This window comes from Variovorax davisae (assembly GCF_030316845.1).
In the GTDB taxonomy this organism is placed as follows: domain Bacteria; phylum Pseudomonadota; class Gammaproteobacteria; order Burkholderiales; family Burkholderiaceae_C; genus Variovorax; species Variovorax davisae.
In genome coordinates this window covers 20,144-43,495 of sequence record NZ_JASZYS010000005.1, presented here as the reverse complement: position 1 = coordinate 43,495, position 23,352 = coordinate 20,144, and the positions used below count along the sequence as shown (strand labels likewise).

Annotated in this window: 26 protein-coding genes; 9 read left to right on the top strand and 17 right to left on the bottom strand. The window is 70.8% G+C overall.

Going from position 1 to position 23,352, the window contains the following annotated elements; translation table 11 throughout:
* Positions 1–2: 2 nt before the first annotated feature.
* Positions 3–491, bottom strand: coding sequence for an ATP synthase subunit I (locus QTI33_RS12920; protein WP_286506392.1), 489 nt, complete (start codon positions 489–491; stop codon positions 3–5).
* Between the two features lie 173 nt (positions 492–664).
* Between QTI33_RS12920 and QTI33_RS12915 the strand changes: the two genes are divergently transcribed.
* From QTI33_RS12915 to lipA, 4 genes are read left to right on the top strand one after another with little or no spacing between them, the layout of a single operon-like run.
* Positions 665–1,579 (top strand): D-amino acid aminotransferase, encoded by a 915-nt coding sequence (locus tag QTI33_RS12915; RefSeq protein ID WP_286506391.1) that lies wholly within the window; start codon positions 665–667, stop codon positions 1,577–1,579.
* Positions 1,576–1,869 (top strand): YbeD family protein, encoded by a 294-nt coding sequence (locus tag QTI33_RS12910; protein ID WP_286506389.1) that lies wholly within the window; start codon positions 1,576–1,578, stop codon positions 1,867–1,869. The genes QTI33_RS12915 and QTI33_RS12910 overlap by 4 nt, the downstream gene beginning before the upstream one ends.
* Positions 1,866–2,546: a lipoyl(octanoyl) transferase LipB gene (gene lipB, locus QTI33_RS12905; protein ID WP_286506841.1), complete on the top strand. Its 681-nt coding sequence runs from the start codon at positions 1,866–1,868 to the stop codon at positions 2,544–2,546. The genes QTI33_RS12910 and lipB overlap by 4 nt, the downstream gene beginning before the upstream one ends.
* A gap of 21 nt (positions 2,547–2,567) precedes the next feature.
* Positions 2,568–3,548, top strand: coding sequence for a lipoyl synthase (lipA, locus tag QTI33_RS12900; protein ID WP_286506388.1), 981 nt, complete (start codon positions 2,568–2,570; stop codon positions 3,546–3,548).
* Here the strand turns inward: lipA and QTI33_RS12895 are convergent.
* Together QTI33_RS12895 and QTI33_RS12890 are read right to left on the bottom strand one after the other, a co-directional pair.
* The gene (locus QTI33_RS12895; protein ID WP_286506387.1) at positions 3,545–4,375 is read right to left on the bottom strand and encodes a dienelactone hydrolase family protein; all 831 of its coding nucleotides are present in this window, start codon (positions 4,373–4,375) and stop codon (positions 3,545–3,547) included. The two genes, lipA and QTI33_RS12895, sit on opposite strands and share 4 nt — an antisense overlap.
* Positions 4,372–4,842, bottom strand: a complete 471-nt coding sequence (locus tag QTI33_RS12890) for a tautomerase (RefSeq protein WP_286506385.1) — start codon at positions 4,840–4,842, stop codon at positions 4,372–4,374. Before QTI33_RS12890 ends, QTI33_RS12895 begins: the two co-directional genes overlap by 4 nt.
* 94 nt (positions 4,843–4,936) lie before the next feature.
* On the opposite strand from QTI33_RS12890, the gene QTI33_RS12885 reads away from it, so the two are divergent.
* The 4 genes from QTI33_RS12885 to QTI33_RS12870 are packed head-to-tail and all read left to right on the top strand — an operon-like array spanning position 4,937 to position 9,551.
* Entirely contained in the window at positions 4,937–5,950 is a 1,014-nt protein-coding gene (locus QTI33_RS12885) for a GlxA family transcriptional regulator (RefSeq protein ID WP_286506384.1), read from the top strand.
* A 53-nt stretch (positions 5,951–6,003) separates the two neighbouring features.
* The gene (locus tag QTI33_RS12880) at positions 6,004–7,548 is read left to right on the top strand and encodes a class I adenylate-forming enzyme family protein (RefSeq protein ID WP_286506383.1); all 1,545 of its coding nucleotides are present in this window, start codon (positions 6,004–6,006) and stop codon (positions 7,546–7,548) included.
* Positions 7,529–8,659: an SLC13 family permease gene (locus QTI33_RS12875; protein WP_286506382.1), complete on the top strand. Its 1,131-nt coding sequence runs from the start codon at positions 7,529–7,531 to the stop codon at positions 8,657–8,659. Before QTI33_RS12880 ends, QTI33_RS12875 begins: the two co-directional genes overlap by 20 nt.
* Before the next feature lie 46 nt (positions 8,660–8,705).
* Positions 8,706–9,551 carry a DMT family transporter gene (locus QTI33_RS12870; protein ID WP_286506381.1) on the top strand — a complete coding sequence of 282 codons (846 nt, stop codon included), beginning with the start codon at positions 8,706–8,708 and terminating at the stop codon, positions 9,549–9,551.
* 6 nt (positions 9,552–9,557) lie between these two features.
* On the opposite strand, the gene QTI33_RS12865 is transcribed toward QTI33_RS12870, so the two are convergent.
* The 7 genes from QTI33_RS12865 to QTI33_RS12835 all read right to left on the bottom strand — a co-directional run bounded on the left by QTI33_RS12865 (position 9,558) and on the right by QTI33_RS12835 (position 16,604).
* On the bottom strand, positions 9,558–10,589 hold the full coding sequence (locus tag QTI33_RS12865; RefSeq protein ID WP_286506380.1) for an NADP-dependent oxidoreductase: 1,032 nt from the start codon (positions 10,587–10,589) through the stop codon (positions 9,558–9,560).
* Positions 10,590–10,679: 90 nt separating this feature from the next.
* Positions 10,680–12,131, bottom strand: a complete 1,452-nt coding sequence (locus tag QTI33_RS12860; protein WP_286506379.1) for an aldehyde dehydrogenase — start codon at positions 12,129–12,131, stop codon at positions 10,680–10,682.
* A gap of 30 nt (positions 12,132–12,161) precedes the next feature.
* A complete protein-coding gene (locus QTI33_RS12855; RefSeq protein ID WP_286506378.1) occupies positions 12,162–12,869 on the bottom strand; it encodes an ABC transporter ATP-binding protein in 708 nt (235 codons plus the stop codon).
* Positions 12,866–13,612, bottom strand: coding sequence for an ABC transporter ATP-binding protein (locus tag QTI33_RS12850; protein WP_286506376.1), 747 nt, complete (start codon positions 13,610–13,612; stop codon positions 12,866–12,868). Before QTI33_RS12850 ends, QTI33_RS12855 begins: the two co-directional genes overlap by 4 nt.
* Entirely contained in the window at positions 13,605–14,537 is a 933-nt protein-coding gene (locus QTI33_RS12845) for a branched-chain amino acid ABC transporter permease (RefSeq protein ID WP_286506374.1), read from the bottom strand. Before QTI33_RS12845 ends, QTI33_RS12850 begins: the two co-directional genes overlap by 8 nt.
* The gene (locus QTI33_RS12840; RefSeq protein ID WP_286506372.1) at positions 14,534–15,409 is read right to left on the bottom strand and encodes a branched-chain amino acid ABC transporter permease; all 876 of its coding nucleotides are present in this window, start codon (positions 15,407–15,409) and stop codon (positions 14,534–14,536) included. Before QTI33_RS12840 ends, QTI33_RS12845 begins: the two co-directional genes overlap by 4 nt.
* A gap of 1 nt (position 15,410) precedes the next feature.
* The gene (locus tag QTI33_RS12835) at positions 15,411–16,604 is read right to left on the bottom strand and encodes an amino acid ABC transporter substrate-binding protein (RefSeq protein WP_286506371.1); all 1,194 of its coding nucleotides are present in this window, start codon (positions 16,602–16,604) and stop codon (positions 15,411–15,413) included.
* A 182-nt stretch (positions 16,605–16,786) separates the two neighbouring features.
* Between QTI33_RS12835 and QTI33_RS12830 the strand changes: the two genes are divergently transcribed.
* Complete coding sequence (locus QTI33_RS12830; RefSeq protein ID WP_286506370.1) at positions 16,787–17,743, top strand: AraC-like ligand-binding domain-containing protein; 957 nt, start codon at positions 16,787–16,789, stop codon at positions 17,741–17,743.
* On the opposite strand, the gene QTI33_RS12825 is transcribed toward QTI33_RS12830, so the two are convergent.
* The 7 genes from QTI33_RS12825 to QTI33_RS12795 form a co-directional block, all read right to left on the bottom strand.
* Positions 17,718–19,010 (bottom strand): HAMP domain-containing sensor histidine kinase, encoded by a 1,293-nt coding sequence (locus QTI33_RS12825; protein WP_286506369.1) that lies wholly within the window; start codon positions 19,008–19,010, stop codon positions 17,718–17,720. The genes QTI33_RS12830 and QTI33_RS12825 overlap by 26 nt on opposite strands.
* A complete protein-coding gene (locus QTI33_RS12820; RefSeq protein ID WP_286506368.1) occupies positions 19,007–19,696 on the bottom strand; it encodes a response regulator transcription factor in 690 nt (229 codons plus the stop codon). Before QTI33_RS12820 ends, QTI33_RS12825 begins: the two co-directional genes overlap by 4 nt.
* 31 nt (positions 19,697–19,727) lie before the next feature.
* Entirely contained in the window at positions 19,728–20,186 is a 459-nt protein-coding gene (locus tag QTI33_RS12815; RefSeq protein WP_286506367.1) for a DUF4260 domain-containing protein, read from the bottom strand.
* Positions 20,179–20,637 carry a Spy/CpxP family protein refolding chaperone gene (locus QTI33_RS12810; protein ID WP_286506366.1) on the bottom strand — a complete coding sequence of 153 codons (459 nt, stop codon included), beginning with the start codon at positions 20,635–20,637 and terminating at the stop codon, positions 20,179–20,181. The genes QTI33_RS12815 and QTI33_RS12810 overlap by 8 nt, the downstream gene beginning before the upstream one ends.
* A 200-nt stretch (positions 20,638–20,837) precedes the next feature.
* Complete coding sequence (gene ptsP, locus QTI33_RS12805) at positions 20,838–22,637, bottom strand: phosphoenolpyruvate--protein phosphotransferase (protein ID WP_286506365.1); 1,800 nt, start codon at positions 22,635–22,637, stop codon at positions 20,838–20,840.
* On the bottom strand, positions 22,634–22,903 hold the full coding sequence (locus QTI33_RS12800) for an HPr family phosphocarrier protein (RefSeq protein ID WP_286506364.1): 270 nt from the start codon (positions 22,901–22,903) through the stop codon (positions 22,634–22,636). The genes ptsP and QTI33_RS12800 overlap by 4 nt, the downstream gene beginning before the upstream one ends.
* The gene (locus QTI33_RS12795) at positions 22,872–23,327 is read right to left on the bottom strand and encodes a PTS sugar transporter subunit IIA (protein ID WP_286506361.1); all 456 of its coding nucleotides are present in this window, start codon (positions 23,325–23,327) and stop codon (positions 22,872–22,874) included. The genes QTI33_RS12800 and QTI33_RS12795 overlap by 32 nt, the downstream gene beginning before the upstream one ends.
* Positions 23,328–23,352 lie beyond the last annotated feature (25 nt).

Below are 23,352 nucleotides of genomic sequence, written 5' to 3'. Positions count from 1 at the left end.
TCTCAAAGTTTCAGGCGCCTGGGGGCCAGCATCACCGCCACCCAAGCCGCCTTCATTGTCACCACCAAGCCCACCAGCATCGCCGGCCAGCTCAGCGCCGTAATCAGCCTTGGCGCGGCGATCAGCATCGCCACCGTCAAGGCCATCTTGACCATTTCCCACAAGAAGAACCCGAACACCGCAGTACCCGGATTCAGGGATGCAAAACGTCCGGTGAGCCCCCGTGCGAACACCGCCGCCGGAATGACCACCGCCAGCGCGCCGTATCCGGCGGACCACCCCAGATTTTGCCTCCCTGTCAGACCCCAGGCAGCCAATGCTGCCAGCAGCCCCCCAACGACCTGAATCGCGATCACCCGCCAGGGCGAGATCAGCGGCTTCCGGTCGCGCAGCCGCTGGGCCTCTTCGGCGGTCAGCGGCTTGAACTCGTCTTCCGGGCCGTCGATGTCCTCAGGGACCTCTTTCGATGCGTTGCGGGCGATTGTTTTCATTTCGAATGAAGCCCGGATGACGACCCAGAATTTCTACAAAGCCATTGATTATAAGTAAAAACCCATGGCGTTCCGCCAGCCCACACGGTCGTGGAGGAAAAGTTCCCTGGTCCGGCGCCGGGGCGCTCCGATACCGCTTGGGAAAGCGCTGCGCGCCCCCACCATAATTCTCCATGCACCCGATCGCCCACGCCCTCCCCGACAACCTCTGCTACCTCGACGGCAGCTACACGCCGCTGCGCGACGCCAAGATCAGCGTGCTCGACCGCGGCTTCATTTTCGGCGATGGCGTCTACGAGGTGGTGCCGACCTACGACGGCCAGCCCTTCTGCTTCGAGCTGCACATGGCGCGGCTCGAGCGTTCGCTGGCCGAGCTGCAGATCCGCAACCCGTTGACGCCCGCGCAATGGCGCGACATCGCGATGCGGCTGGTCGAGGCCGCGCCGCCGGCCCAGCGCGCCGCCATGCAGGGCATCTACATCCAGGTGACGCGCGGCGTGGCGCCGCGCGACCACGCGATGCCGCAGGGCCTGACGCCCACCGTCTTCGTGATGGTGAACCCCATGAAACCGGTCGCCGACGCGGTGCGCGCCCAGGGCGTGGCCTGCGTGAGCGCGCCCGACTTCCGCTGGCAGAAGGCCCACATCAAGGCCACCAGCCTGCTCGGCGCGGTGCTGGCGCGGCAGATCAGCGTCGAGGCCGGCGCCGCCGAAACGATCATGTTCCGCGACGAGGGGCTCAGCGAGGCCTCCTCCAGCAACGTCTGGGTGGTGAAGGACGGCATCGTCAGCGGACCGCCCAAGGACCAGCTGGTGCTGGCCGGCATCCGCTACGGCCTGATCGAGCAGATCTGCGCCGACGCCGGCATCCCGTTCACGCTGCGCCGCGTCGCGCGCGAGGAGGTGTTCGGCGCCGACGAGCTGCTGCTGTCTTCCGCCAGCAAGGAGGTCCTGCCGGTGGTGACGCTCGACGGACAAACCATCGGCGCCGGCCGACCCGGCCCGATCTACCAGGCGCTCTACGCCGGCTACCAGCAGGCCAAGGCCCGCAGCACGCAACGACAAGGACTTCAAGGAGTACCCGCATGACCCAAGCCCCCGACACCCCGATCGACGCCCGCAAGGAATCGCTGATCGAGTACCCCTCCAAGTTCCCGATCAAGGTGATGGGCGCGAAGGCCGATGGCTTCGTGCATGCCGTGACGCAGATCGCCGAGCAGTTCGATCCGGCGTTCGACGCCACCACCGTCGAGCTGCGCAACAGCAAGGCCGGCAACTACCTCGGCGTGACCATCACCGTGACCGCCACCAGCCGCGAGCAGCTCGACGACCTCTATCGCGCGCTGTCGAGCCATCCGATGGTCAAGGTGGTGCTCTGACCCCAGCGCTCGCGCCGACGCTGCTCGGCCGCGTCGACTACGCCCCGACCTACGCCGCCATGCAGCAGGCGACGCAGGCGCGCAGCCCCGACAGCCCCGACCAGCTGTGGCTCTGCGAGCATGGGCCGGTCTACACCCAAGGCCTGGCCGGCAAGGCCGACCATGTGCTGAACCCGGGCCCGATTCCCGTGGTGCAGACCGATCGCGGCGGCCAGGTGACCTACCACGGCCCCGGCCAGGTGGTGGCCTACCCGCTGATCGACCTCAAGCGGGCCGGCTACTACGTGAAGGAATACGTCTACCGGATCGAAGAGGCCGTGATCCGCACGCTGGCCCAATTCGAGGTCACGGGGCACCGCGTGGCCGGTGCGCCCGGCATCTACGTGCGGCTGGACGACCCGTTCTCTCATGCCGCGCTGACCGGGCCGATGCACCCGGCCGACCCGTTCCGCGGGCTCGGCAAGATCGCCGCGCTGGGCATCAAGGTCAGCCGCCACTGCACCTACCACGGGGTGGCGCTCAACGTGGCGATGGACCTGGAACCCTTCACCCGGATCAACCCTTGCGGCTACGCAGGGCTTGAAACCGTCGATCTTTCTACAATCGGCGTTCGAACAACCTGGGACGAAGCCGCGCAGGTGCTGGGCCGCAAGCTGGCCGCGTACCTGGCGCCCTGAGCCCCGTCAAAGAGAGTTGCCATGAGCACCGTCGAAGTCGTCCGCGACGCACAAGGCCCCGAAAACTACAACCCGCTCGCCAAGCAGAAGGCCGCGGCCAAGCTGTCGCGCATCCCGGTCAAGGTGGTGCAGGGCGAGGTGCTCAAGAAGCCCGAGTGGATCCGCGTCAAGGCCGGCTCGCCGACCACCCGCTTCTACGAGATCAAGCAGATCCTGCGCGAGAGCAACCTGCACACGGTGTGCGAGGAAGCCTCCTGCCCGAACATCGGCGAGTGCTTCGGCAACGGCACCGCCACCTTCATGATCATGGGCGACAAGTGCACCCGGCGCTGCCCGTTCTGCGATGTCGGCCACGGCCGGCCCGACCCGCTCGACAAGGACGAGCCGCTCAACCTCGCCAGGACCATCGCCAAACTGCGCCTGAAGTACGTGGTGATCACCAGCGTCGACCGCGACGACCTGCGCGATGGCGGCAGCCAGCATTTCGTCGACTGCATCCGGAATATCCGCGAGCTCTCGCCGCTGACGCAGATCGAGATCCTGGTGCCCGACTTCCGCGGCCGCGACGACCGCGCGCTCGAGATCCTCAAGGCCGCGCCGCCGGACGTGATGAACCACAACCTCGAGACCGCGCCGCGCCTGTACAAGGAAGCGCGCCCGGGCAGCGACTACCAGTTCAGCCTCAACCTGCTGAAGAAGTTCAAGGCGCTGCACCCCGCGGTGCCGACCAAGAGCGGCATCATGGTCGGCCTCGGCGAGACCGACGAAGAGATCCTGCAGGTGATGCGCGACATGCGCGCCCACGACATCGACATGCTGACCATCGGCCAGTACCTGTCGCCCAGCAACAGCCACCTGCCGGTGCGCCGCTACGTGCATCCCGACACCTTCAAGATGTTCGAGGAAGAGGCCTACAAGATGGGCTTCAGCCACGCGGCGGTGGGTGCGATGGTGCGCTCGAGCTACCACGCCGACCAGCAGGCCCACGCGGCCGGCGTCTAGGCTCCTTCGCCCAGCCGCAGCGCGAGGAACGCCAGGATCTCGTCGCGCGCGGCGATGGTGGGCTGCCCCGCTTCGTCGATCAGGTGGGCGGTCACGACGCTGTGCGGGCTGGCGACCACCTGGGCGAAGAAGGGCGGCAGCGCGTGGCGATTGGCCGCGCTGTCGGGCAGCACGCGGGCCACGAAGCGCTCCCCCAGGGCATCGGCATAGGCGGCGAAGCGCTGGGCGGTGCAGAACCGGTCGCCTGCGAAGCGATAGGCCATGACGGTCAGCTGGTCACGCTCCAGGCGCTGCCGAACCGCCGCGAGTTCGTCCGGCGGGCTTTCGAGGGCCGCCGGCTGGTCCAGCGGCAGCGACGGCTGGCACAGGACCGGCGCGAGCACCGCCGCCTCCAGCGCCATCGTCAGCGCGAAGTTCCCCGTGAAGCACATCCCGATCGCGCCGACGCCCGGGCCGCCGCACTGCCGATGGGCCAGGCGCGCGAGGGCGCGCAGCCACTGCGTCACGGGGCTGGCCCGGTCGGCCGCGAAGGCCCGGAACTCGGCGCTGACGCAGGCTCGACGGACGGTGGCCGTGCCCTCCTCGACCTCCGGCACCGCCCCGTCGCGGCCGAACAGCGAGGGCATGTAGACGGTGAACCCCGCGTCGCGGACCCAGCGGGCGAAGCGCGCGACATGCGGACTGATGCCCGGCATCTCGGCCATGACGATCACGGCCGGGCCGGTGCCGGCCACGTGCACCACCCTGGCGACGCCCTCCAGCGTGATCTCGCGCGGATCGAAGTCGTCCAGCGGGTCGGGCAGGTTCGGGTTGCGGTCCGCTTTCATCGGGCCTCCTGACCATGGTCGACGAGATGCTGCAGATGGGCGAAGCCGGCCGCCCGGGCAAAGTCTGCCAACGACCAGATGGCTCCGCCGACACCCCAGCGGCCGTCGGCCACCTCCTGCAGAAGCACCGACGTGACGAGGCGCCGCCGGTCGTCGGCAGGAAGCGCTTGTTCGAACGATGCGTGCACCCATTGCACGTAGCGGGCCCGCGACGTCTCATCCAGAACACCCGATGGCAAGTAGATCCTGGCGCTGCAAGGCAGCAGTTGCGAAGTCAGGTCGACACCGCCGCAGGTCCAGCCACCGCCGGCCACCTCGTTCACGAGGACCCAGCACAAGGACCGTTGTCTCGGAACGGCCGGGATCTGCCCGGCCGCCGCGGCGGCTGCGTTGAGGCCGCCAACCAGCGCAGCGCGGGCGGCACCGGGGAAGGCGTCTTGGGGGATGTCGACGAGGATCGTGGGCATGGGCGTCCTTTTTCTGGGTTGCGGATCGCCATTGCAACCTGCGCCGTCTTAGACTGCCAGTGTCCAATTAACCCTATTTCAGGCGTTTTCAGCCATGCACGACTTCACGATCCTGGTCCTGCCCGGCGCCTACGGCAGCAGCGTGGCGGTGACGCTCGACATCCTGAATGCCGCCGTCGCGCTGGCGCCGCGTGCCAAGTCGCCGCGACCGACGTGGCGCGTGATGTCGCCGGACGGCGGCGCCGTGGCCCTCGGCAGCGGCTTGCGGGTCGACACCGCGGCGTTGCCCAGGCGCTCGCGCGCCGATGCCTCGACCTGGATCCTTCCCGGCCTGGGCGTGGACGACCCCGCCCAATTGGCGCGCCGGCTGGCGAGCGCCGACATCGCGCCCACGATCGCCGCCGTCAGGCGGCACGGCGGGCGAGGCGGCGCGGTCGCCGCATCCTGCTCGGCGGTCTTCCTGCTGCAGGCCGCGGGCCTGCTGCGGCAACGGCGGGTGACGACGTCGTGGTGGCTCGCGCCCGAACTGCGGCGCATCGAACCGGGCTGCGTCGTCGATGCCGATCGCATGGTGTGCGCCGACGGGCCGGTGACGACCGCCGGTGCCGCCTTCGCGCAATCGGACCTGATGCTCCACCTGCTGCGCACGCGCTTCGGCACGGAACTCGCCGACGCGGTCGGTCGGGTCCTGCTGATCGACGGGCGCCAGGCGCAGGCGCCGTTCGCGCTGCCCTCCATGATGTCCAACGGCAACCCGCTGGTGGCGCGCCTGACGCAGTGCATCGAGTCGGCCCTGCCGCACCCGCCCAGCGTGGCGGCACTGGCCGAGCGATTCGCCATGTCGCAGCGGACGCTGGCGAGGCAGGTGCGCGCCGCGACCGGCCAGGGCGCCCTGGCGCTGGTGCAGAGCGTGCGGCTCAACCGGGCTCGCATGCTGATCGAGTCGAGCCGGATGACGGTCGAGCAAATCGCCGCCGAGGTGGGCTACGAGGACGCGACAGCCCTGCGCCGGCTCATGCGCAGGGCGGCCGGCGCCGCGCCGAGCCAGTTTCGCTCGGGTCGGCGATCGGCTGGCGCCGGCCCGGCCCCGGCCGTGCGCGACGCGTAAGATTCATGCGGCCCCTCGCGGCCATCGCCCGACCCCCAGAAGCTGAAGAGACCATGAGCAATTTCGAGGCAGCCATCCAACGCGACTTCGGCCTGATCGCCGACCTGATCGCCATCCACGCGCAGCAGGCGCCCGACCGGCCCGCCCTGGCCGACGCCACGCAGGCACTGAGCTACGGCGCGCTCGACACTTTGATGGACCGCATCGCGGCCAGCCTGCAGCGCGACGGCCTGGCGGCCGGCGATGCGATCGCGATCTGCGCCGCATCGAGCGTGAACTACGCCGCGGTGTTCCTCGGCGCGCTGCGCGCCGGCGTCGCGGTCGCGCCGCTGGCGCCCGGCTCCACACCCGCCAGCCTGGCGCGCATGATCGAGGACGCGGGCGCCCGCATCCTGTTCGTCGACCAGGCGGCGGCCGAGGTGATCGGGCCCGCGGCGCCGGGCGCCATCCCGCGCCTCGCGCTCGACGGCTCGGCCGCTGGCGGCGGCTTCGAGGCCTGGCTCGCACCGGCCGGCACGCGGCCGGCCCGGGTCGAGCTGCAGCGCGCCTCGCCCTTCAACATCATCTATTCGTCCGGCACCACCGGCGAGCCGAAGGGCATCGTGCAGGGCCACGGCATGCGCTGGGCGCACGTGCAGCGCGGCGCCAGATACGAGTACCGCCCCGAGACGGTCACGCTGCTGTCGACCCCGCTCTACTCCAACACCACGCTGGTCGTGTTCTTCCCGACCCTGGCCTTCGGCGGCTGCGTGCTGCTGATGCCGAAGTTCGATGCGGCCGCCTACCTGAAGCTCGCCGAAAGCCGGCGCGTGACCCACACCATGCTGGTGCCGGTGCAGTACCAGCGCCTGATGGCGCGCCCCGATTTCGGTGCCCACGATCTCGCGAGCTTCCAGTACAAGTTCAGCACCAGCGCGCCCTTCAACGCGGCGCTCAAGGCCGACGTGCTCCAGCGCTGGCCCGGCGGCCTGATCGAGTTCTACGGCATGACCGAGGGCGGCGGCACCTGCATCCTCGAAGCCCACCTGCATCCGGACAAGCTGCACACCGTCGGCCAGCCGGCCGAGGGCAGCGACATCCGGCTGATCGACGAGGCAGGCCGCGAGGTGGCGCGCGGCGAAGCGGGCGAAGTGGTCGGGCACTCGGCCGGCATGATGGTCGGCTACCACCGCCAGCCGGCCAAGACGCGCGAGGCCGAATGGTTCGACCCGAGCGGCAAGCGCTTCATCCGCACCGGCGACGTCGGCCGCTTCGACGACGACGGCTTCCTGACGCTGTTCGACCGGAAGAAGGACATGATCATCAGCGGCGGCTTCAACATCTACCCGAGCGACCTCGAGACCGTGGTGCGGGCCCATCCGTCGGTGGCCGACGTGGCGGTGGTCGGCGTCGCCTCGGAGCAATGGGGCGAGACGCCGGTGGCCTTCGTGGTGCGCCGCGCCGGCGACGACACCGCCGCCGAGACGATCCTGGCATGGACCAACGACCAGCTCGGCAAGACCCAGCGCCTGGCGCGCCTGCAGTTCATCGACGAATTGCCGCGCAGCGCCATCGGCAAGGTGCTCAAGCGCGAACTGCGTGAACTCGTCGCGCGCTGAATCCGCGCCGGAGGGCGCGCCGCACGAAGGCGGCGGCAACGGCCTGCTGTGGGTGCTGGTCGCCGCGGCGATCCTGTTCGCCCTGGTCCGGCCGCGCGCGCCGATGGACTACCTCCGGCTGGTCGACTGGCAGACCATCGGGGCACTGGCCGGGCTGCTGGCCATCACCCAGGGCGTCGAGCGCAGCGGCATGCTGCAGGCGGCCGCGGCACGGCTGCTGGCACGCACGCACGACCTGCGCAACCTGGTGCTGCTGCTGGCCGCCAGCGCGGCCGTGCTGTCGGCCCTGGTCACCAACGACGTCAGCCTGTTCCTGCTGGTGCCGCTGACGCGCGTGCTGGCGACCCAGGCCCACCTGCCGCTGGCGCGGCTGGTGGTGATCGAGGCGCTGGCGGTCAATGCCGGCTCGGCGCTGACGCCGATCGGCAACCCGCAGAACCTGTTCCTCTGGCATCGCTCGGGCGAGAGCTTCATCGGCTTCGTGGCCATGATGGGGCCGACCGTGGCGGTGATGCTGTTCTGGCTCTTCGCCGCCATCTGGTTCGGCGTGCCGCGGGCACCCATCACGCTCAAGCCATCGGGCGACCCGGCGCCGGTGCAGCCGCGCCTGCTGGCTCTGTCGGGCCTGCTGTTCGTCGGCTTCGTGGTCGCGCTCGACCGGCACTGGCTGCTGGCCGGCCTCGGGGTGGTGTTCGGCGCCTTCCTGCTGCTGCGCCCGCGGGTGCTGCTGGGCGTCGACTGGGCCCTGCTGGCCATCATCGCGCTGATGTTCGTGGACCTGCGGCAGCTGGCCGAACTGCCCGCGGTGGCGACCCTGCTCGGCGGCCTGCCGATCGGCGAAGGCTGGCGTGCCTACCTGGCGGCGATCCTCACCTCGCAGTTCATCAGCAACGTGCCGGCCACCATCGTGCTGGACCCCTTCGTGCACGACCTGCCGGCGCTGGCCGCGGGCGTGAGCGTCGGCGGCTTCGGCTGCGTGCTTGGCTCGCTGGCCAACCTGATCGCGCTGCGGCTGGCGAAGCTGCCGAACGGGCTGCGCGAATTCCATCGCCTCAGCATTCCGTTCCTGCTGGTCTGCGGAGCCTCGGCGCTGCTGCTGCGGCTGGGGTGAAGTGCATCATCGGCGCGCACCGGCGCAGCCCTTAAGCTCGGCGCCCATGTCCCCGACCCTCAACGCCCTTGTCGCCATCGCCCTCTGGGCCACCCTCGCCTCGCTGGGCACGGCGCTCGCCCACCTGCCGCCCTTCCTGCTCACCGGCCTGGCGCTGATCATCGGCAGCGTCATGAGCTGGCCGCTGGCGCTGCGCGACCGCAAGGCCTGGGCGATCCCGCCGCGCACGCTGGCGCTCGGCGTCTACGGCCTGTTCGGCTTCCACTTCCTGCTGTTCATCGCGCTGCGCCATGCGCCGCCGGTCGAGGCCAACCTGGTCAACTACCTCTGGCCGCTGTTCATGGTGGTGCTGGCGCCGGTGCTGCTGCCCGGCATGTCGCTGCGGCCGCTGCACCTGGTGGCGGCCGTGCTGGGGTTCGCCGGCGCGGCCATCGCCATCCTCGGCGCGCGCGGCGGCGCCAGCGCATCGGGCGTGACCTCGTACTGGGGCTTCCTGCCGGCGCTGGGCTCGGCCTTCATCTGGGCCAGCTATTCGCTCTGGACCCAGCGCGTGCCGCCCTTCCCGACCACCGCGATCGGGCTGTTCGGCCTGCTGTCGGGTGCGCTCTCGCTGGGCTGCCATGCGCTGCTCGAGCCCTCGGTCGCTCTGTCGCCGCGCGACTGGCTGCTGGTCGTGCTGTGCGGGCTGGGCCCGCTGGGCGCCGCCTTCTACTTCTGGGACCTGGCGCTCAAGCGCGGCGATGCGCGGCAGATCGGCATCCTGAGCTACCTGACGCCGCTGGCCTCGACCGCGCTGCTGCTGCTCGTCACCGGACGGCCGCTGAGCTGGAGCATCGCGCTGGCCGCGGTGCTGATCATCTCTGCCGCCGTGATGGGCACGCGGGCCCGCTGACGGGGATCAGTCGGCGACCTTGAGCACCAGCTTGCCGAAGTTCTGGCCCGTGAAGAGGCGACCCAGCGCCTCCGGGAAGGTGTCGAGGCCCTCGACCACGTCCTCGCGGCTCTTCATGCGGCCGTCCTTCAGGTAGCCCGACAGCTCGGCCACCGCCTCGCCGTAGCGGTCGGCGTAGTCGAACACCACGATGCCCTGCATCCGCGCGCGGTTGACCAGCAGGCTCAGGTAGTTCTTCGGGCCCTGGACCGGCGTCGTGTTGTTGTACTGGCTGATGGCGCCGCAGATGATGATCCGGGCGCCGCGCGCCAGCTTCGCGAGCACGGTGTCGAGGATGTCGCCGCCGACGTTGTCGAAGTAGATGTCGACGCCTTTCGGGCAATGGGCCTTCAGGCCCTCGCGCACGGCCGAGGGTCCGGCCTTGTAGTCGATGCAGGCGTCGAAGCCGAGTTCCTTCACGACCCAGTCGCACTTGGCGGCGCCGCCGGCGATGCCGACCACGCGGCAGCCCTTGATCTTCGCCAGCTGGCCCACGGTCTGGCCGACCGCGCCGGCCGCCCCCGACACCACGACGGTCTCGCCGGGCTTCGGCTGGCCGACGTCCATGAGGCCGAAGTAGCCGGTCATGCCGGGCATGCCCAGCACGTTGAGCCACTGGCCGATGGTGCCGGCGCGCAGGTCGATCTTGACCAGGCCGTTGCGCTGGATCTCCTCCTGCGGGATCAGCGCGTACTGCTGCACGCCGAGCGTGCCGTACACGGTGTCGCCGACCGCGAAGGCCGGGTTGCGCGATGCCGCCACGCGGCCGACGCCGCCGGCCCGCATCACGGCGCCGATCTCGACCGGCGCGATGTAGCTCTTGCCTTCGTTCATCCAGCCGCGCATCGCCGGGTCGAGCGAGAGCGACAGGGTCTGGACCAGCACGCCGCCTTCGGCCGGTTCGCCAACCGGCTCGTCGGTGAACTGCCAGTTGTCGCGCGTCGCGGCGCCTTCGGGCCGCTGGGCCAGGCGCACCTGGCGATTGTTGAGGGTGCTCATGCGCGGGTCTCCTTGGGGTGTCTGATGCCGGCGCATCGTAGCCCCAAGCCGCCCGGCGGCCGGTAGCGCAGGCGACAACGCCCGCGCGGTTCAGAAGGGGTAGTGGCGCGGCGTGGTCTGCACCGTGATCCAGCGCAGTTCGGTGAAGGCCTCCACGCCGGCCTTGCCGCCGAAGCGGCCGTAGCCCGAGGCCTTGACGCCGCCGAAGGGCATCTGGGCCTCGTCGTGCACCGTCGGGCCGTTGACGTGGCAGATGCCGGCCTCGATGCGGCGCGCCACGTTCCAGGCCCGCGCGACGTCGCGCCCGAACACCGCCGACGAGAGGCCGAACTCGTTGTCGTTGGCGGTGGCGATGGCCTCTTCGACGCCGTCGACCCGCACCACGGCCTTCACCGGCCCGAAGGACTCCTCGCGGTAGATCTGCATCGCCGGCGTCACGTGGTCGAGCACCGTGGCCGGCATCAGCGTGTTCTGCGCCTTGCCGCCGCAGACCAGCGTGGCGCCCTTGGCGAGCGCATCGTCGATCAGGGCGTTGCAGCGCACCACGGTGGCCATGTCGACCACCGAGCCCAGCACCACCGGCCCCTCGCGCGGATCGCCGAGCGGCAGGCTCTGCGCCTTGGCGGCGAAGCGGGCGACGAATTCGTCGGCGACCTGGCGGTCGACCACGATGCGCTCGGTCGACATGCAGATCTGGCCCGAATTGGCGAAGGCGCCGAAGGCGGCGCCGGCCACGGCGGCGTCGATGTCGGCATCGTCGAGGATGACCATCGGGGCCTTGCCGCCCAGCTCCAGCACCACCGGCTTGAGGTACCTGGCGCAGGTCTGGGCGATGATCCGGCCGACCTTGGTCGAGCCGGTGAAGTTCACGCGCCGCACCGCCGGATGCGCCACCATCGCCTCGACCACCGCGCCCGCATCGGCCGGCGCATTGGTCACGAAGTTGACGACGCCGGCCGGCAGGCCCGCCTCCTGCAGCGCCTCGATGATCAGCCCGTGGGTGGCCGGGCACAGCTCCGAGCCCTTGAGCACCACCGTGTTGCCGCAGGCCAGCGGCGTCGCGATGGCCCGCACCGCGAGGATCACCGGCGCATTCCACGGCGCGATGCCCAGCACCACGCCGGCCGGCTGCCGCACCGCCATCGCCAGGCTGCCCGGGACGTCGGAGGGGATCACCTCGCCATTGATCTGGGTCGTCAGCGAGGCTGCCTCGAGCAGCATGCCGGCGGCCAGGTGGACGTTGAAGCCGGCCCACATGCCGGAGGCGCCGGTCTCGGCCGCCATCGCCTCGGCAAAGGCCGCGCCCTTGGCCTCGAGCGCGACGGAGGCCTTGAGCAGCAGGCCGCGGCGCTCGCCCGGGCCCATCGCGGACCAGGCCGGGAAGGCGGCCGCGGCGGCCTCCACGGCGGCGACCGCGTCGGCCGGGCTGGCCGCCGGGGCGACGGTGGCGACGCTGCCGTCCAGCGGGTTGCGGCGCTCGAAGCTGGCGCCGCCCTCGGCCGAGCGGCGCTCGCCGTTGATAAGCATCGAAATGGAGGTCATGGGTCAGGTGGTCCTTGAAAGAAAGGGTTGTCAGGCGACGCCGAGGTAGGCCTTGCGGATGGCGTCGGATTCGAGCAGCGCCCGCGCCTCGCCGGCGGCGACGATGCGGCCGCGCTCCAGCACGTAGCCGCGGTCGGCGGCCTGCAGCGCCTTGCGCACGTTCTGCTCGACCATCAGCACGGTCACGCCCTGGGCCGCGATGCGCCGGACGATGGCGAGCAGTTCGTCGACCATGCGCGGCGCCAGGCCGAGCGAGGGCTCGTCGAGCATCAGCAGGCGCGGCCCGCTCATCATGGCGCGCGCCACCGCCACCATCTGCTGCTCGCCGCCGCTCATCGTGCCGGCCAGCTGCGCGGCGCGCTCGCGCAGGCGCGGGAAGTCGTCGAAGGCGCGGGCCAGGCGTTCGCTGCGCAGGCGCGCCGGCGTCAGCCAGCCGCCGAGTTCGAGGTTCTCGGTGACGCTCATCTGCGGAAAGAGCTGCCGGCCTTCGGCGACCAGCGCCAGCCCCTGGCGCACGCAGGCCGTGGCCTCGCCCGAAGGCAGCGCGACACCGTCCAGCGCGGCTTCGCCGGCCCGCGGCAACAGCCCGGCCAGCGCCTTCAGCAGCGTCGTCTTGCCGGCACCGTTCGGCCCCAGCACGACCGTGATCCCGGGCCGGACGTCGAGATCGAGCCCCTGCAGCACCTGGAAGCCGTGGTAGCCGGCCGAGAGGCCGCGCACCGTCAAGCTGGCACTCATTCGGCCGCCTCCATTTCATCGCCGAGATAGGCCTCGACCACCTCCGCATTGCGCACCACCTCGGCCGGCGTGCCGTCGGCGATCTTGCGGCCCTGGTGCAGCACCAGCACCCGCTCGACGTACTTCAGCAGTGTGGTCACCGCATGCTCGATCCAGACCACCGTGAGGCCATGGTCGTCGCGCAGCGCGCGGATGCGGCGCGCCATCGCGTCGACCTCGGCCTCGGTCAGGCCGGCGGCGACCTCGTCGAGCAGCAGCACGCGCGGCCGGGTGCCGAGCGCCATGCCGATCTCCAGCAGCCGCTGCTGCGAGGGCGTCACGTCGGCTGCGAGCTGGTCGGCGAGCGCGCCCAGGCCCAGCAGGGCGAGGATGTCGCCCTCGGTGCGCAGGCCGGCGACCGGCGTGCGGTGGCGGCCCGCGAACTGCATGCCGAAGCGCACGTTGTCGGCCAGCGTCATGTCGGCCATCACGCGCGGCGTCTGGAAGGTGCGCGCGATGCCGTGCGCCGCATACTTGTGCGGGCCGCGGCCCGTGAGGCCGATGCCGCCCTGCACCAGCAACTGGCCCGAGGTCGGCGCGACGACGCCCGAGATCGCATTGAAGAAGGTCGTCTTGCCGGCGCCGTTCGGGCCGATGATGCCGACCAGCTCCCCCTGGTGCAGGCGGACGTCGACCGCATCGACCGCGGTCAGGCCGCCGAAGCGCACGGTGAGCGCGCGGGCCTCCAGCAGCAGCTCAGCCATGGCTGCGCCCCTTTGCCGCGGCCCGGCGCTGCCACAGCGACGCCAGCCCGTTGGGCAGGTACATCACGCACAGGATCAGCAGCAGGCCGAGCACCATCATGTAGCCGTAGGGCAGCTGCAGCCGCAGCGTCTCGGCCAGCAGGCTGAAGACGATGGCCGCCAGCACCGGCCCGCCGATGCTGGCCGCGCCGCCGATCAGCGCGATCAGCACGGTCTGGAAACCGATGAAGGGGCTGAACACCGCGGCCGGCTCGATGTAGGTCCAGCGCACCGCCATCGCCGCGCCGACCGCGCCGGCAAAGGCGGCGGTGAGCGCGAAGCCCGCGATCTTGATGCGGCGGGTGTCGACGCCCAGCGTCTGGGCGCGCTGCTCGTCGGCGCCGATGCCCGCCAGCGCCAGGCCGAAGCGGCTGCGCTTGACGACGATCGCGGTGGCGATCGCGCCGCCGGCGATCGCCAGCACCGTGAGGTACACCGTCTCGTTCGACGGCGCCACCGTGAGCACGCGGCCCACCGTGCCCGAGACCTGCTTCTCGACGAAGGTGACGGCATGGCGGATCAGCTCGGTCATGCCGAAGGTCAGCACCGCGAAGTAGGTGCCGCGCAGGTGCAGCACGGCCGCGCCCATGAGCACCGCGACCGCGCTCGCGATCGCCGCGCCGCTCAGGATCACCAGCGGCCAGGGCAGCAGCTCTAGAAGGGTGGCGCTGGCATAGGCGCCGAGCCCGAAGAAGGCCGAGGTCGCGAGCGACAGGTAGCGCGTGGCGCCGCAGAACAGCGACCAGCTGGTCGCCAGCGCGATGTACATGAGGCAGCTGAGCGCCACCGAGGCGACGAAGTCGGAGGCGATCCAGGGCAGGCAGCCCGCGCCCGCCGTGCCGATGCCCAGCCACAGCCAGGGCTTGTTCGCGCGTTGGGTCTTCATCGGGAGAACAGTCCGTTGGGGCGCCAGATCAGCACGCCGATGAACACCGCGTACGACAGCAGCATCTTGAGCGAGGGGCTCGTGAAGTGCATGCCCAGCGCCTCCACCACGCCCAGCAGCAGCCCGCCGAGCAGGCTGCCCGCGATGCTGCCGAAGCCGCCGAGCGTGATCACGATCAGCGCCGTCACGGTGTAGGGCTCGCCCATCGAGGGCGAGATCTCATAGGTCATCGACAGCAGCGCCCCGGCCACGCCCGACAGGCCAAGGCCGATGCCGAACATCAGCGGATGCAGCCGCTTGGTGTTGATGCCCACCAGCTGCGCGCCGACCGGCGACTGCATCAGCGCCCGCACGGCCTTGCCCAGCAAGGTGAGCTTGAGCAGCGCGATCAGCGCGAAGCTGAGCGCCAGCGCGACGCCGAACAGCACCAGCTTGTTGGCCGTGAAGCGCATCTCGCCGAACTGCACCGGCTCGGCCAGGTACTCGTAGCCGCGCAGGTCGCCGCCCCAGATCAGGAGCGCCGTGTTCTGCACGAAGAACATCAGGCCGAAGCCGACCATCAGGCTGCGGGCCTCGAACACCTCCACGCCAGGCGCGCGCGCCGCCACCTGGCGGAAGCACAGCCAGTGCACCGCCATGCCGAGCGCCATGAGCGCGACGAAGGCCACCGGGAGGAACAGCAGGGGCGAGATGCCCAAGGCGGTGTGGGCCCACCAGGTCAGGAAGGCGCCGAGCATCAGGAACTCGCCGTGCGAGATGTTCATGATGCGCATCAGGCCGTACTGCAGGTTCAACCCGATCGCCACCAGCGCGTAGATGCCGCCGGTGATCAATCCGCCGGCCAGCAGCTCGGCCCATCCGCTCAGCGACACGCTACGTCCACGCCGGCTTCGGCTTCAGCTGCGCGGTGGCGCGGTCCTTGGGCCAGACCACCTCGAACTCGCCGTTCTGCCATTGCGCGACGGTGCCCGGGATCGAGGCGTTCTCGCTGCCGTCGAAACGGATCGGCCCGAGGATGGTCTTGAACTCGCTCTTGGCGATGTTGTCGCGCAGCGCCTTGCGGTCGAGCCCGACCTTGGCCACCGACTGCTGCAGGATCTCGAGCCCCGCCCAGGCGTGGCCGCTGGCCCAGCGGTCGGGCTCCTTGCCGAACTTCTTGCTGTGGGCCTCGAAATAGGCCTTGGCCTCGGGGCTGGTGTTGGCATTCCACGAGCCCATCCCGATCACGCCCTCGGCATTGCCCGCCATCACGTTCTTGTAGAGCTGGAAGGCGGTGCCGACCGAGGCGTAGAAGAACTTCGGGTTGAAGCCCACCTCGCGCGCCTGCCGGCTGGCCAGCAGGGTGTCCGGCGGGTAGGTGATGCCGATGAAGGCGTCCGGGTTCAGGTCCTTCATGGTGCGCAGCACCGGCGCCAGGTCCTTGACGCCGAGCGGATAGCTCTTGCGGTCGACCACCTGGATCGAGGTCTTCTTGAGCGCGCTGTTGAGGGCGGCGAAGTTCTCCAGCCCGAACAGGTCGTCCATGTAGACGATGGCGATGGTCTTGACGTTGTTCGCGACCATCATGTCGACCAGTGCGCCCATCATCTTGTCGGGCTGCTGCAGCAGCGAGAAGAAGTACGGCAGGCGCATGTCGATCAGCTTGCGCGACAGCGCGGTCGGCGCCAGCAGCGGATAGCCGAAGCGGTTGGCGAGCGGCGCCACCGCGAAGTTGGCGCCCGAGCCCCAGGGCGGCAGGATCAGGTCGACCTTGTCGCTGCCCATCAGCTTCTCGAAGGTGCGCACGCAGGTCTCGGTCTCGCTGCGGTCGTCGTAGCCGATCAGCTCGATCGGCCGCTTGGCGCCCTTGACCGAGAGCCCGCCGGCGGCATTGACCTGCTCGGCCCACAGCAGGTAGTTCGGTTCCTGGCTGACCTGGGCGCCGGCGGCCCAGGGGCCGGTGCGGGCGATGGCATAGCCGATGCGCACCGGCGCACCCTGCGCCCACAGGCGGGGCGCGACGGCGGCGGCGCCGAGCGCGGTGGCGGTGCCCTGGATCCAGCGGCGGCGATTGGCGAGGTTTGGCATGCGGTCTCCTTCCGGGCGTCGTTTGCGTCCGGTCCCGCCATCGTAGGAAGCGAGGCGCCCGGGCGCTGTGCCCGCTGCGCACAATGCGCTTGTCGCAGCGTGCACGCCGCTAGTGGTTAACCCGCAAGTCGGGACCGGCGCGGCGGGCCGGAAAATAGCCGCTGTTCATCCCAGCCAACCCCATGACCGCCTCCCTGGTTCTGTCGACCGACGAAGTCCCGCCGCGCGAGCGTGCGCCGGTCTGGCGCGAGTGGGTCTGGCGCCATTTCGGCGGGCTCGATTCCGACCTCTACGGCGACAGCGACTTCGACGGCCACCTCGCCGCCTCGCAGGCCGGCGACGTGATCCTGACGCGGCTCGAGGCCAACCGCCACCGCGTGCTGCGCACCCCGCAGATGGCCCGCAGCAGCGAGGCCGCCTACCTGAAGATCGTGGCGCCCTGGCAGGGCTCGGCCGAGGTCGCCCAGCGCGGCCGCGAAGCCGCAGTGCGCGCCGGCGGCTGGACGCTCTACGACACCACCGCCGACTACACGGTCGCCAATCCCGAGCGCAGCGACCACCTGATCGTGATGCTGCCGAAGCAGCAGCTCGCGACGCCCGGACTGCCCCTCGACCAGCTGATGGCGCGCCGCGTCGGCGGCGGCAGCGGCATCTCGCGGGTGGCGCTCGAGACCATGCGCCACACCTACCTCGAGCTGCCCCACATGAGCGAGGCCGCTGCGCGCGGGGCCGGCGACCTGATCATCCAGCTGGTGCGGCTGTCGCTCATGGAGCTGGCCGGCCAGGAGACGCCGCAGACCCAGCGCGAAGCGCTCAAGGACCGGATCCGCCAGCACGTGGCCCAGCACCTGCGCGACCCCGCATTGTCGATCGACGGCATCGCCCAGGCCCTGCGCTGCAGCAAGCGCCACCTGCACAACGCCTTCGCCGGCGACGACGACACGCTGACCGGCTACATCCTGCAGCAGCGGCTGGCCTGCAGCATCCGCGAGCTGCTCGACCCCGCGAACGCGGCGCGCCCGATCACCGACATCGCGCTCGCCTCGGGGTTTTGCAACCTCTCGCATTTCAGCCGGGTGTTCCGCGAACACACCGGCGGCAGCCCGAGCGACTTCAGGCGCCGGGCAGCCACACGCTGACCGCCAGCCCCGGCTGCGCATTGCGCACCGCCAGCCTGCCGCCGTGCGCCTCGGCCACCAGCCGGCACAGGTACATGCCGAGGCCGACACCGCCGGTGGCGCGCTGGCGCGCACCGTCGGTGCGGTAGAAGGGCTCGGTCAGGTGGACCAGCTGCGCCGGGTCGACGCCGGGCCCGAAGTCGCGCACTTCCAGCTCCACGCCCGCCTCGCCGCGGCGCAGGGCGATGCGCGGCGGCTGGGCCGCGTCGGCACCGTGGCGCAGGGCGTTGTCGAGCAGGTTGCGCACCAGCACCCTGAGGCGCGAACGGTCCAGCGCCAGCGTCGGCAGGCCCTCGGCCAGCTCCGCGGCCACGCGGCTGCCGTCCGGATGCTCGCCCACCACCTCGCGCACCAGCGCCGCCAGGTCGACCGGCTCGCGCTGCAGCGCGGCATGCGGGCTGGCCAGCCGCTCGCTCTCGAGCAGGTCGCTGATCAGGTCGCGCATCTCGGCCAGGTCGCGCAGCAGCGCGGCGCGCTCGGCCGCGCCCTCGGGCGTCGCCGGCAGCAGCTCGGCATTGAGCCGGGCCCGCGTCAGCGGCGAACGCAGCTCGTGGCTCAGCGCCAGCAGCAGGCCGCGCTTGGCGTCGAGCATGGCCTGGATGTCGTGCGCCATGGTGTTGATGCGTTGCGCCAGGTCGCCGAGCTCGTCGCGCCGGCGCAGCGGGATCGGCGTGTCGAAGGCGCCGCGGCCGAAGCGCTCGGCGCCGGCCCGGATGTCGTCGAGCGGCCGCAGCAGCCTGCGGACATAGGCATAGGCCAGGGCGATCAGGGCCAGCAGCAGCGCCAGCGTGATCCAGCCGATGCCCTGGGGCTCGCGCTGCCAGGGCAAGGTGCCGATGCCGAAGCTCACGCGGTGGCCGTCCGCGGTGCTGCGGCTGAGCCAGTCGCCGCGCGGGCCGAAGCCGTAGCGATGGCGGTCGGGGTGCGAATCCCAGTTGACGGCCGGCCCTTCGATGCGGATCGAGATCGGCAGCCGCTCCACCAGCGCCTGGGCGCGGGCCACGTCGGGCGGCGTCCCGAGCTCGGCGACGATCCGGTCCATGTAGTCGGCCACGACCGGCCGGGCCGCGTCGCGCCAGCCGGTCGAGAAGGCCCGCTGCGCGCCGCCGAGGAACACCGCGGTCATCGCCAGCGCCAGCAGCACGAACACCACGATCAGGCGCACCCTGAGCGAATGCCGCAGGCTGTGGCGCCAGCGGCGCGAGCGCCTCGGGCCGGCCGGCCTCACGGCGGCGTGCTCCGCCCAACGGCCAGGGCGTAGCCGGCATTGCGCAACGTCTTGATGCAGTCCAGCGGCTCCAGCTTCTTGCGCAGCCGGCTGACCACGATGTCGACCGCGCGGGTGTAGAGTTCGGCCTCGTGGCCGCGCAGCCGGTTCAGGATCTCGTCGCGGCTCCAGACCCGCCCCGGCGGGTCGGCCAGCAGGGCCAGCAATTCGAACTCGGTGCCGGTCAGTTCGACCCGCTCGCCGTGGCGCAGCACTTCGCGCTTGTCGAGGTCGATCGCCAGGCCCTCGAACAGCCGCTGCTGGGGCGCCGCCGCGGGAGCCGCCACGGCGCGCTGGCGCCGCAGGATGGTCTGGACGCGCGCCACCAGCTCGCGCGGCTCGAAGGGCTTCGGCAGGTAGTCGTCGGCGCCGATCTCGAGGCCGACGACGCGGTCCATCACGTCGCCGCGCGCCGTCAGCATGACGATCGGGATGTCGCTCTCCCGGCGGATCTCGCGGCACAGCGCGAAGCCGTCCATCTCGGGCAGCATGACGTCGAGGATCGCAGCGTCATAGTGCCGGGCGCGCAGCTTCGCCAGGCCCTCGCTCGGCCGGCTGGCGCTGTCCAGCTCGAAGTCGAAGCGCGCGAAGTAGCTCGCCAGCGGGGCGCCGAGGTGCTCGTCGTCGTCGATCAGGAGGATGCGCATGCGCTGCATTCTGGCCCACCGCCGGCGCCGCTCACCAGGGGTCCGCGGGGCCGATGCGGCCGAGGTGGGTGTGGCCGAAGCCGCTCGCGTACTTGAGCCCGTAGCCCAGCATCCGGTCGAAGCCGATGTGGGCGCTCCAGACCAGCCCGAGCGCCAGCGCCACCGGCAGGCCGCCCAGGCCGCCGAGCGCCAGCAGCGCCACCGGCCCGAGGTAGGAATGGGCCGCGTTGTAGGCCGCCGCGCCCTGGCGCGGGCCGGCCAGGTAGGCCAGCCACGACAGGTCGGGCAGCAGGATCGTCAGGGCGAAGGCGCCCCAGCCGGCGCCGAGCTGCGAATAGCCGGCCAGCGAGGCGGCCAGCACGACGAGGCCTTCCAGCCGCAGCAGCAGGCGCACCCCACCGGAGGCGGCGCCTGGCGCCGGCGGGGCAAGGGTTCCGGCCCGGCGCGGACGGCGCCCGGCCGCCCCCCAGGCGACAGGGGCCTCAGCCACGGCGGCCCCAGCGCGGACGGTCCATGAAGTCACGCACCTTCTGCTGCTGGGCCGGGTTCAGGTTGTCGAAGAAATCCGCCGCCGCGGCGATCACCTCGGGACTGCCCGCCTGCACCGCGGCGGTCTTGTCGTCGACCAGCTGCCTGGCCCGGGCCTGGTCGAGCTTGGCGCCGGCGAACAGGCTGCGGAACTCGGCCCGCGGGTCGCCGCCGCCGCGCAGTGCCGCCCGCTGCGCCTGCAGCTTCTCGGCGAGGACGGTGAGCTTCTGCTTCTGCGCGGCGTCGAGTTCGAGCTTGCTGCCCACGCGTTCGACCATCCGGGCCCGGAACTCGGCCCGGTCCTGCTCGGAGCCGCTCCAGCCGTGGCGGTGGCCGCCGCAGCCGGCGAGGCTGCCGGCCACAAGGGCGGCGCCGGCGATGCCGAAAAGAGAGCGTTTGAACCAGCGTTTCATGAGAGTCTTCCTTCAGAGGGGATCGGGGTGATCCGGAAGACTCGATGGTCGGCGAGGGGCCCGCCGAAGTCCTTTCGCGGCGGTTTCGCTCTGTTTCGCTTTATTGCAGCAATGGCCCCCACGCTCCTCACTGCGTGTGTCGCTGCCCCCCGAGGGGGCCGCAGGCCGCCTTGGGGCGGCCCGGCGCCGGCCTGATGCCGCTACGTACGCACCAGCGCCGCCGCCGGGTTCTCCGACTCCAGCACCTCCTGCGCCCAGGCTTCGAGCTTGCTGGTGTCGGCCCGCAGCACCTCCTGCTTGACCGCCAGGATCTGCGACGGATGCATCGAGAAGCTGCGCAGCCCCAGGCCCAGCAGCAGCCGGGTGAAGACGACGTCGCCGGCCATCTCGCCGCAGACGCTGACGCCCTTGCCCTGGCGCCGGCACTCGGCGATGGTCTCGGCCACCAGGCGCAGCACCGCCGGATGGGCCGGGTCGTAGAGGTGCGCCACCGATTCGTCGGCGCGGTCGATCGCCAGCGTGTACTGGATCAGGTCGTTGGTGCCGATCGACAGGAAATCGAAGTACTTCAGGAAGGTCTTGAGCGTCAGCGCGGCGGCCGGGATCTCGATCATCGCGCCCAGCTTCACGTTGCCGTGCACCGCCCCGCGGTTGTCGAGTTCGGCGCGCGCGAAGTCGATCAGCGACAGGGTCTGGCGGATCTCGCTGACGTGCGCCAGCATCGGGATCAGCAGGTGGATCTCGCCGTGCGCCGCGGCCCGGAGGATGGCGCGCAGCTGGGTCAGGAACATCGCCGGGTCGGCCAGGCTCCAGCGGATCGCGCGCAGGCCCAGCGCCGGGTTCAGGTGGTAGTCCTCGCGCTGCTGCTTGCCGTCCAGCGGCTTGTCGGCGCCGACGTCGATGGTGCGGATCGTCACCGGCATGCCCTTCATGCCGTCGACCGCGCGCCGGTAGGCCTGGTACTGCTCCTCCTCGTCGGGCAGCCGCGCCAGGTTGTGGGCCTCGCGCCCCATGAACAGGAACTCGCTGCGGAACAGGCCCACGCCGACCGCCCCGGCCTTGACCGCGCCGATCGTGTCCTCGGGCATCTCGATGTTGGCCAGCAGGTCGACCCGCTGGCCATCCAGCGTCACGGCCGGCTTGTGGCGCAGCCGCGAGAGCCGGCCGCGTTCGAGGTCGCCCTGGCGCTGCTTGAAGCCGTACTCGGCCAGGATGATCGGCGACGGGTCGACGATCATCACGCCGGCATCGCCGTCGATGATGACCCAGTCGTCCTGGCGCACCAGCTGGCTGGCGCTGCGGGCGCCGACCACGGCCGGGATGTCCATGCTGCGGGCGATGATCGCGGTGTGGGAGGTGCGGCCGCCGACGTCGGTCACGAAGCCCGCGAACACGCTCTTCTTGAACTGCAGCATGTCGGCCGGCGAGAGGTCGTGCGCGATCAGCACCAGCGGCGCATCGAAGGCGTCGCCGGCTGTCAGGTCGTGCTGGTCGTCCTCGTCGGCGGTGCGCTTGCGCCGCGGCGGGGTCGGCGCCAGCACCGCCGCCGTGCCCTTCATGCGGTGCAGCAGCCGCTCGACGACCTGCTCCAGGTCGGCCTTGCGCTCGCGCAGGTATTCGTCTTCCATCTCGTCGAACTGGCGCGCCACCACCTCGAGCTGGGTGGTGAGCGCCCACTCGGCGTTGTAGAGCCGCTCGACGATCCAGTGCTTGACCCCGCCCGTGAGCACCTCGTCCTGCAGCAGCATCTGGTGCACTTCGAGCAGGGCGGCGAGTTCGTGCGGCGCGTCGTTGGGGCCCATCAGGGCGACGCTGGCCTGCAGCTTCAGCAGCTCCTCGGCCACCGCATTGCGGGCGATCCGGACCCGGTCGATCTCGGTCTCGATCTGCTCCGGCTTGATGAAGTAGTGAGCCACGTCGATGCGGCTCGAGACCACCAGCACCGCCCGCCCGATGGCGATGCCGCGGGCAACGGGAAGGCCGTGGACGACGAAGGTCACTCGCCCTCGCCGAATTTGTCGTTCATGAGGGCGACGATGGCGTCGAGCGCCTCCTGCTCGCGCTCGCCGAGGGTCTCGACGTCGACCGTGACGCCCATGCCCGCGGCCAGCATCATGACGCCCATGATGCTCTTGGCGTTGACGCGGCGGTCGCCGCGCGACAGCCAGACCTCGCACGGAAAGCTGCCCGCGAGCTTGGTGAGTTTCGCCGAGGCGCGCGCATGCAGGCCCAGCTTATTGCTGATGGTCACGGATGTCTTGGTCACTGTGCTTTCTTCTTGCCTGGTTCTGCGGCGCTGCCACGGCCACCTGCATGACGCCGGCCGTGCCGCCGGTGACGGCCCGCTGCACCAGCGTATCGAGCGGCTCGTTGCGGTAGCTCACCGCGCGCAGCAGCATCGGCAGGTTGACCCCCGCCACGAGACGCGAGCGGACGCCGTCGACCAGCTTCTGCGCCACGTTGCAGGGGGTGGCGCCGAACACGTCGGCCAGCACCAGCACCTGGGCGCGCGGAGCGGTCTGGAGCTGGGCCAGCATGATGCGGGCGGCGGCGAGGGTTTCGTCCGGCGATACGTTGGGCAGCACGTCGAGCGCGACGATCGACGCCTCGCTGTCGGGAAAGACATGCAGCGCGCACTGGCGCAGCGCCTGGGCGAGCGGCGAGTGGGCGATGATGAAGATGCTGGTCATGCGGATCGGTGGACGGCCTGTCGAT

Excerpts from the sequence above, each read along its gene's own strand:
- QTI33_RS12870 (WP_286506381.1), top strand. The coding sequence starts at position 8,706 with ATGTCCCCGACCCTCAACGCCCTTGTCGCCATCGCCCTCTGGGCCACC.
- QTI33_RS12830 (WP_286506370.1), top strand. The coding sequence starts at position 16,787 with ATGACCGCCTCCCTGGTTCTGTCGACCGACGAAGTCCCGCCGCGCGAG.
- QTI33_RS12885 (WP_286506384.1), top strand. The coding sequence starts at position 4,937 with ATGCACGACTTCACGATCCTGGTCCTGCCCGGCGCCTACGGCAGCAGC.
- QTI33_RS12820 (WP_286506368.1), bottom strand. The coding sequence starts at position 19,696 with ATGCGCATCCTCCTGATCGACGACGACGAGCACCTCGGCGCCCCGCTG.
- QTI33_RS12895 (WP_286506387.1), bottom strand. The coding sequence starts at position 4,375 with ATGAAAGCGGACCGCAACCCGAACCTGCCCGACCCGCTGGACGACTTC.
- QTI33_RS12795 (WP_286506361.1), bottom strand. The coding sequence starts at position 23,327 with ATGACCAGCATCTTCATCATCGCCCACTCGCCGCTCGCCCAGGCGCTG.
- lipA (WP_286506388.1), top strand. The coding sequence starts at position 2,568 with ATGAGCACCGTCGAAGTCGTCCGCGACGCACAAGGCCCCGAAAACTAC.
- QTI33_RS12855 (WP_286506378.1), bottom strand. The coding sequence starts at position 12,869 with ATGAGTGCCAGCTTGACGGTGCGCGGCCTCTCGGCCGGCTACCACGGC.
- QTI33_RS12920 (WP_286506392.1), bottom strand. The coding sequence starts at position 491 with ATGAAAACAATCGCCCGCAACGCATCGAAAGAGGTCCCTGAGGACATC.
- QTI33_RS12850 (WP_286506376.1), bottom strand. The coding sequence starts at position 13,612 with ATGGCTGAGCTGCTGCTGGAGGCCCGCGCGCTCACCGTGCGCTTCGGC.
- QTI33_RS12910 (WP_286506389.1), top strand. The coding sequence starts at position 1,576 with ATGACCCAAGCCCCCGACACCCCGATCGACGCCCGCAAGGAATCGCTG.
- QTI33_RS12915 (WP_286506391.1), top strand. The coding sequence starts at position 665 with ATGCACCCGATCGCCCACGCCCTCCCCGACAACCTCTGCTACCTCGAC.
- QTI33_RS12810 (WP_286506366.1), bottom strand. The coding sequence starts at position 20,637 with ATGAAACGCTGGTTCAAACGCTCTCTTTTCGGCATCGCCGGCGCCGCC.
- QTI33_RS12890 (WP_286506385.1), bottom strand. The coding sequence starts at position 4,842 with ATGCCCACGATCCTCGTCGACATCCCCCAAGACGCCTTCCCCGGTGCC.
- QTI33_RS12865 (WP_286506380.1), bottom strand. The coding sequence starts at position 10,589 with ATGAGCACCCTCAACAATCGCCAGGTGCGCCTGGCCCAGCGGCCCGAA.
- QTI33_RS12880 (WP_286506383.1), top strand. The coding sequence starts at position 6,004 with ATGAGCAATTTCGAGGCAGCCATCCAACGCGACTTCGGCCTGATCGCC.
- QTI33_RS12845 (WP_286506374.1), bottom strand. The coding sequence starts at position 14,537 with ATGAAGACCCAACGCGCGAACAAGCCCTGGCTGTGGCTGGGCATCGGC.
- QTI33_RS12835 (WP_286506371.1), bottom strand. The coding sequence starts at position 16,604 with ATGCCAAACCTCGCCAATCGCCGCCGCTGGATCCAGGGCACCGCCACC.
- QTI33_RS12860 (WP_286506379.1), bottom strand. The coding sequence starts at position 12,131 with ATGACCTCCATTTCGATGCTTATCAACGGCGAGCGCCGCTCGGCCGAG.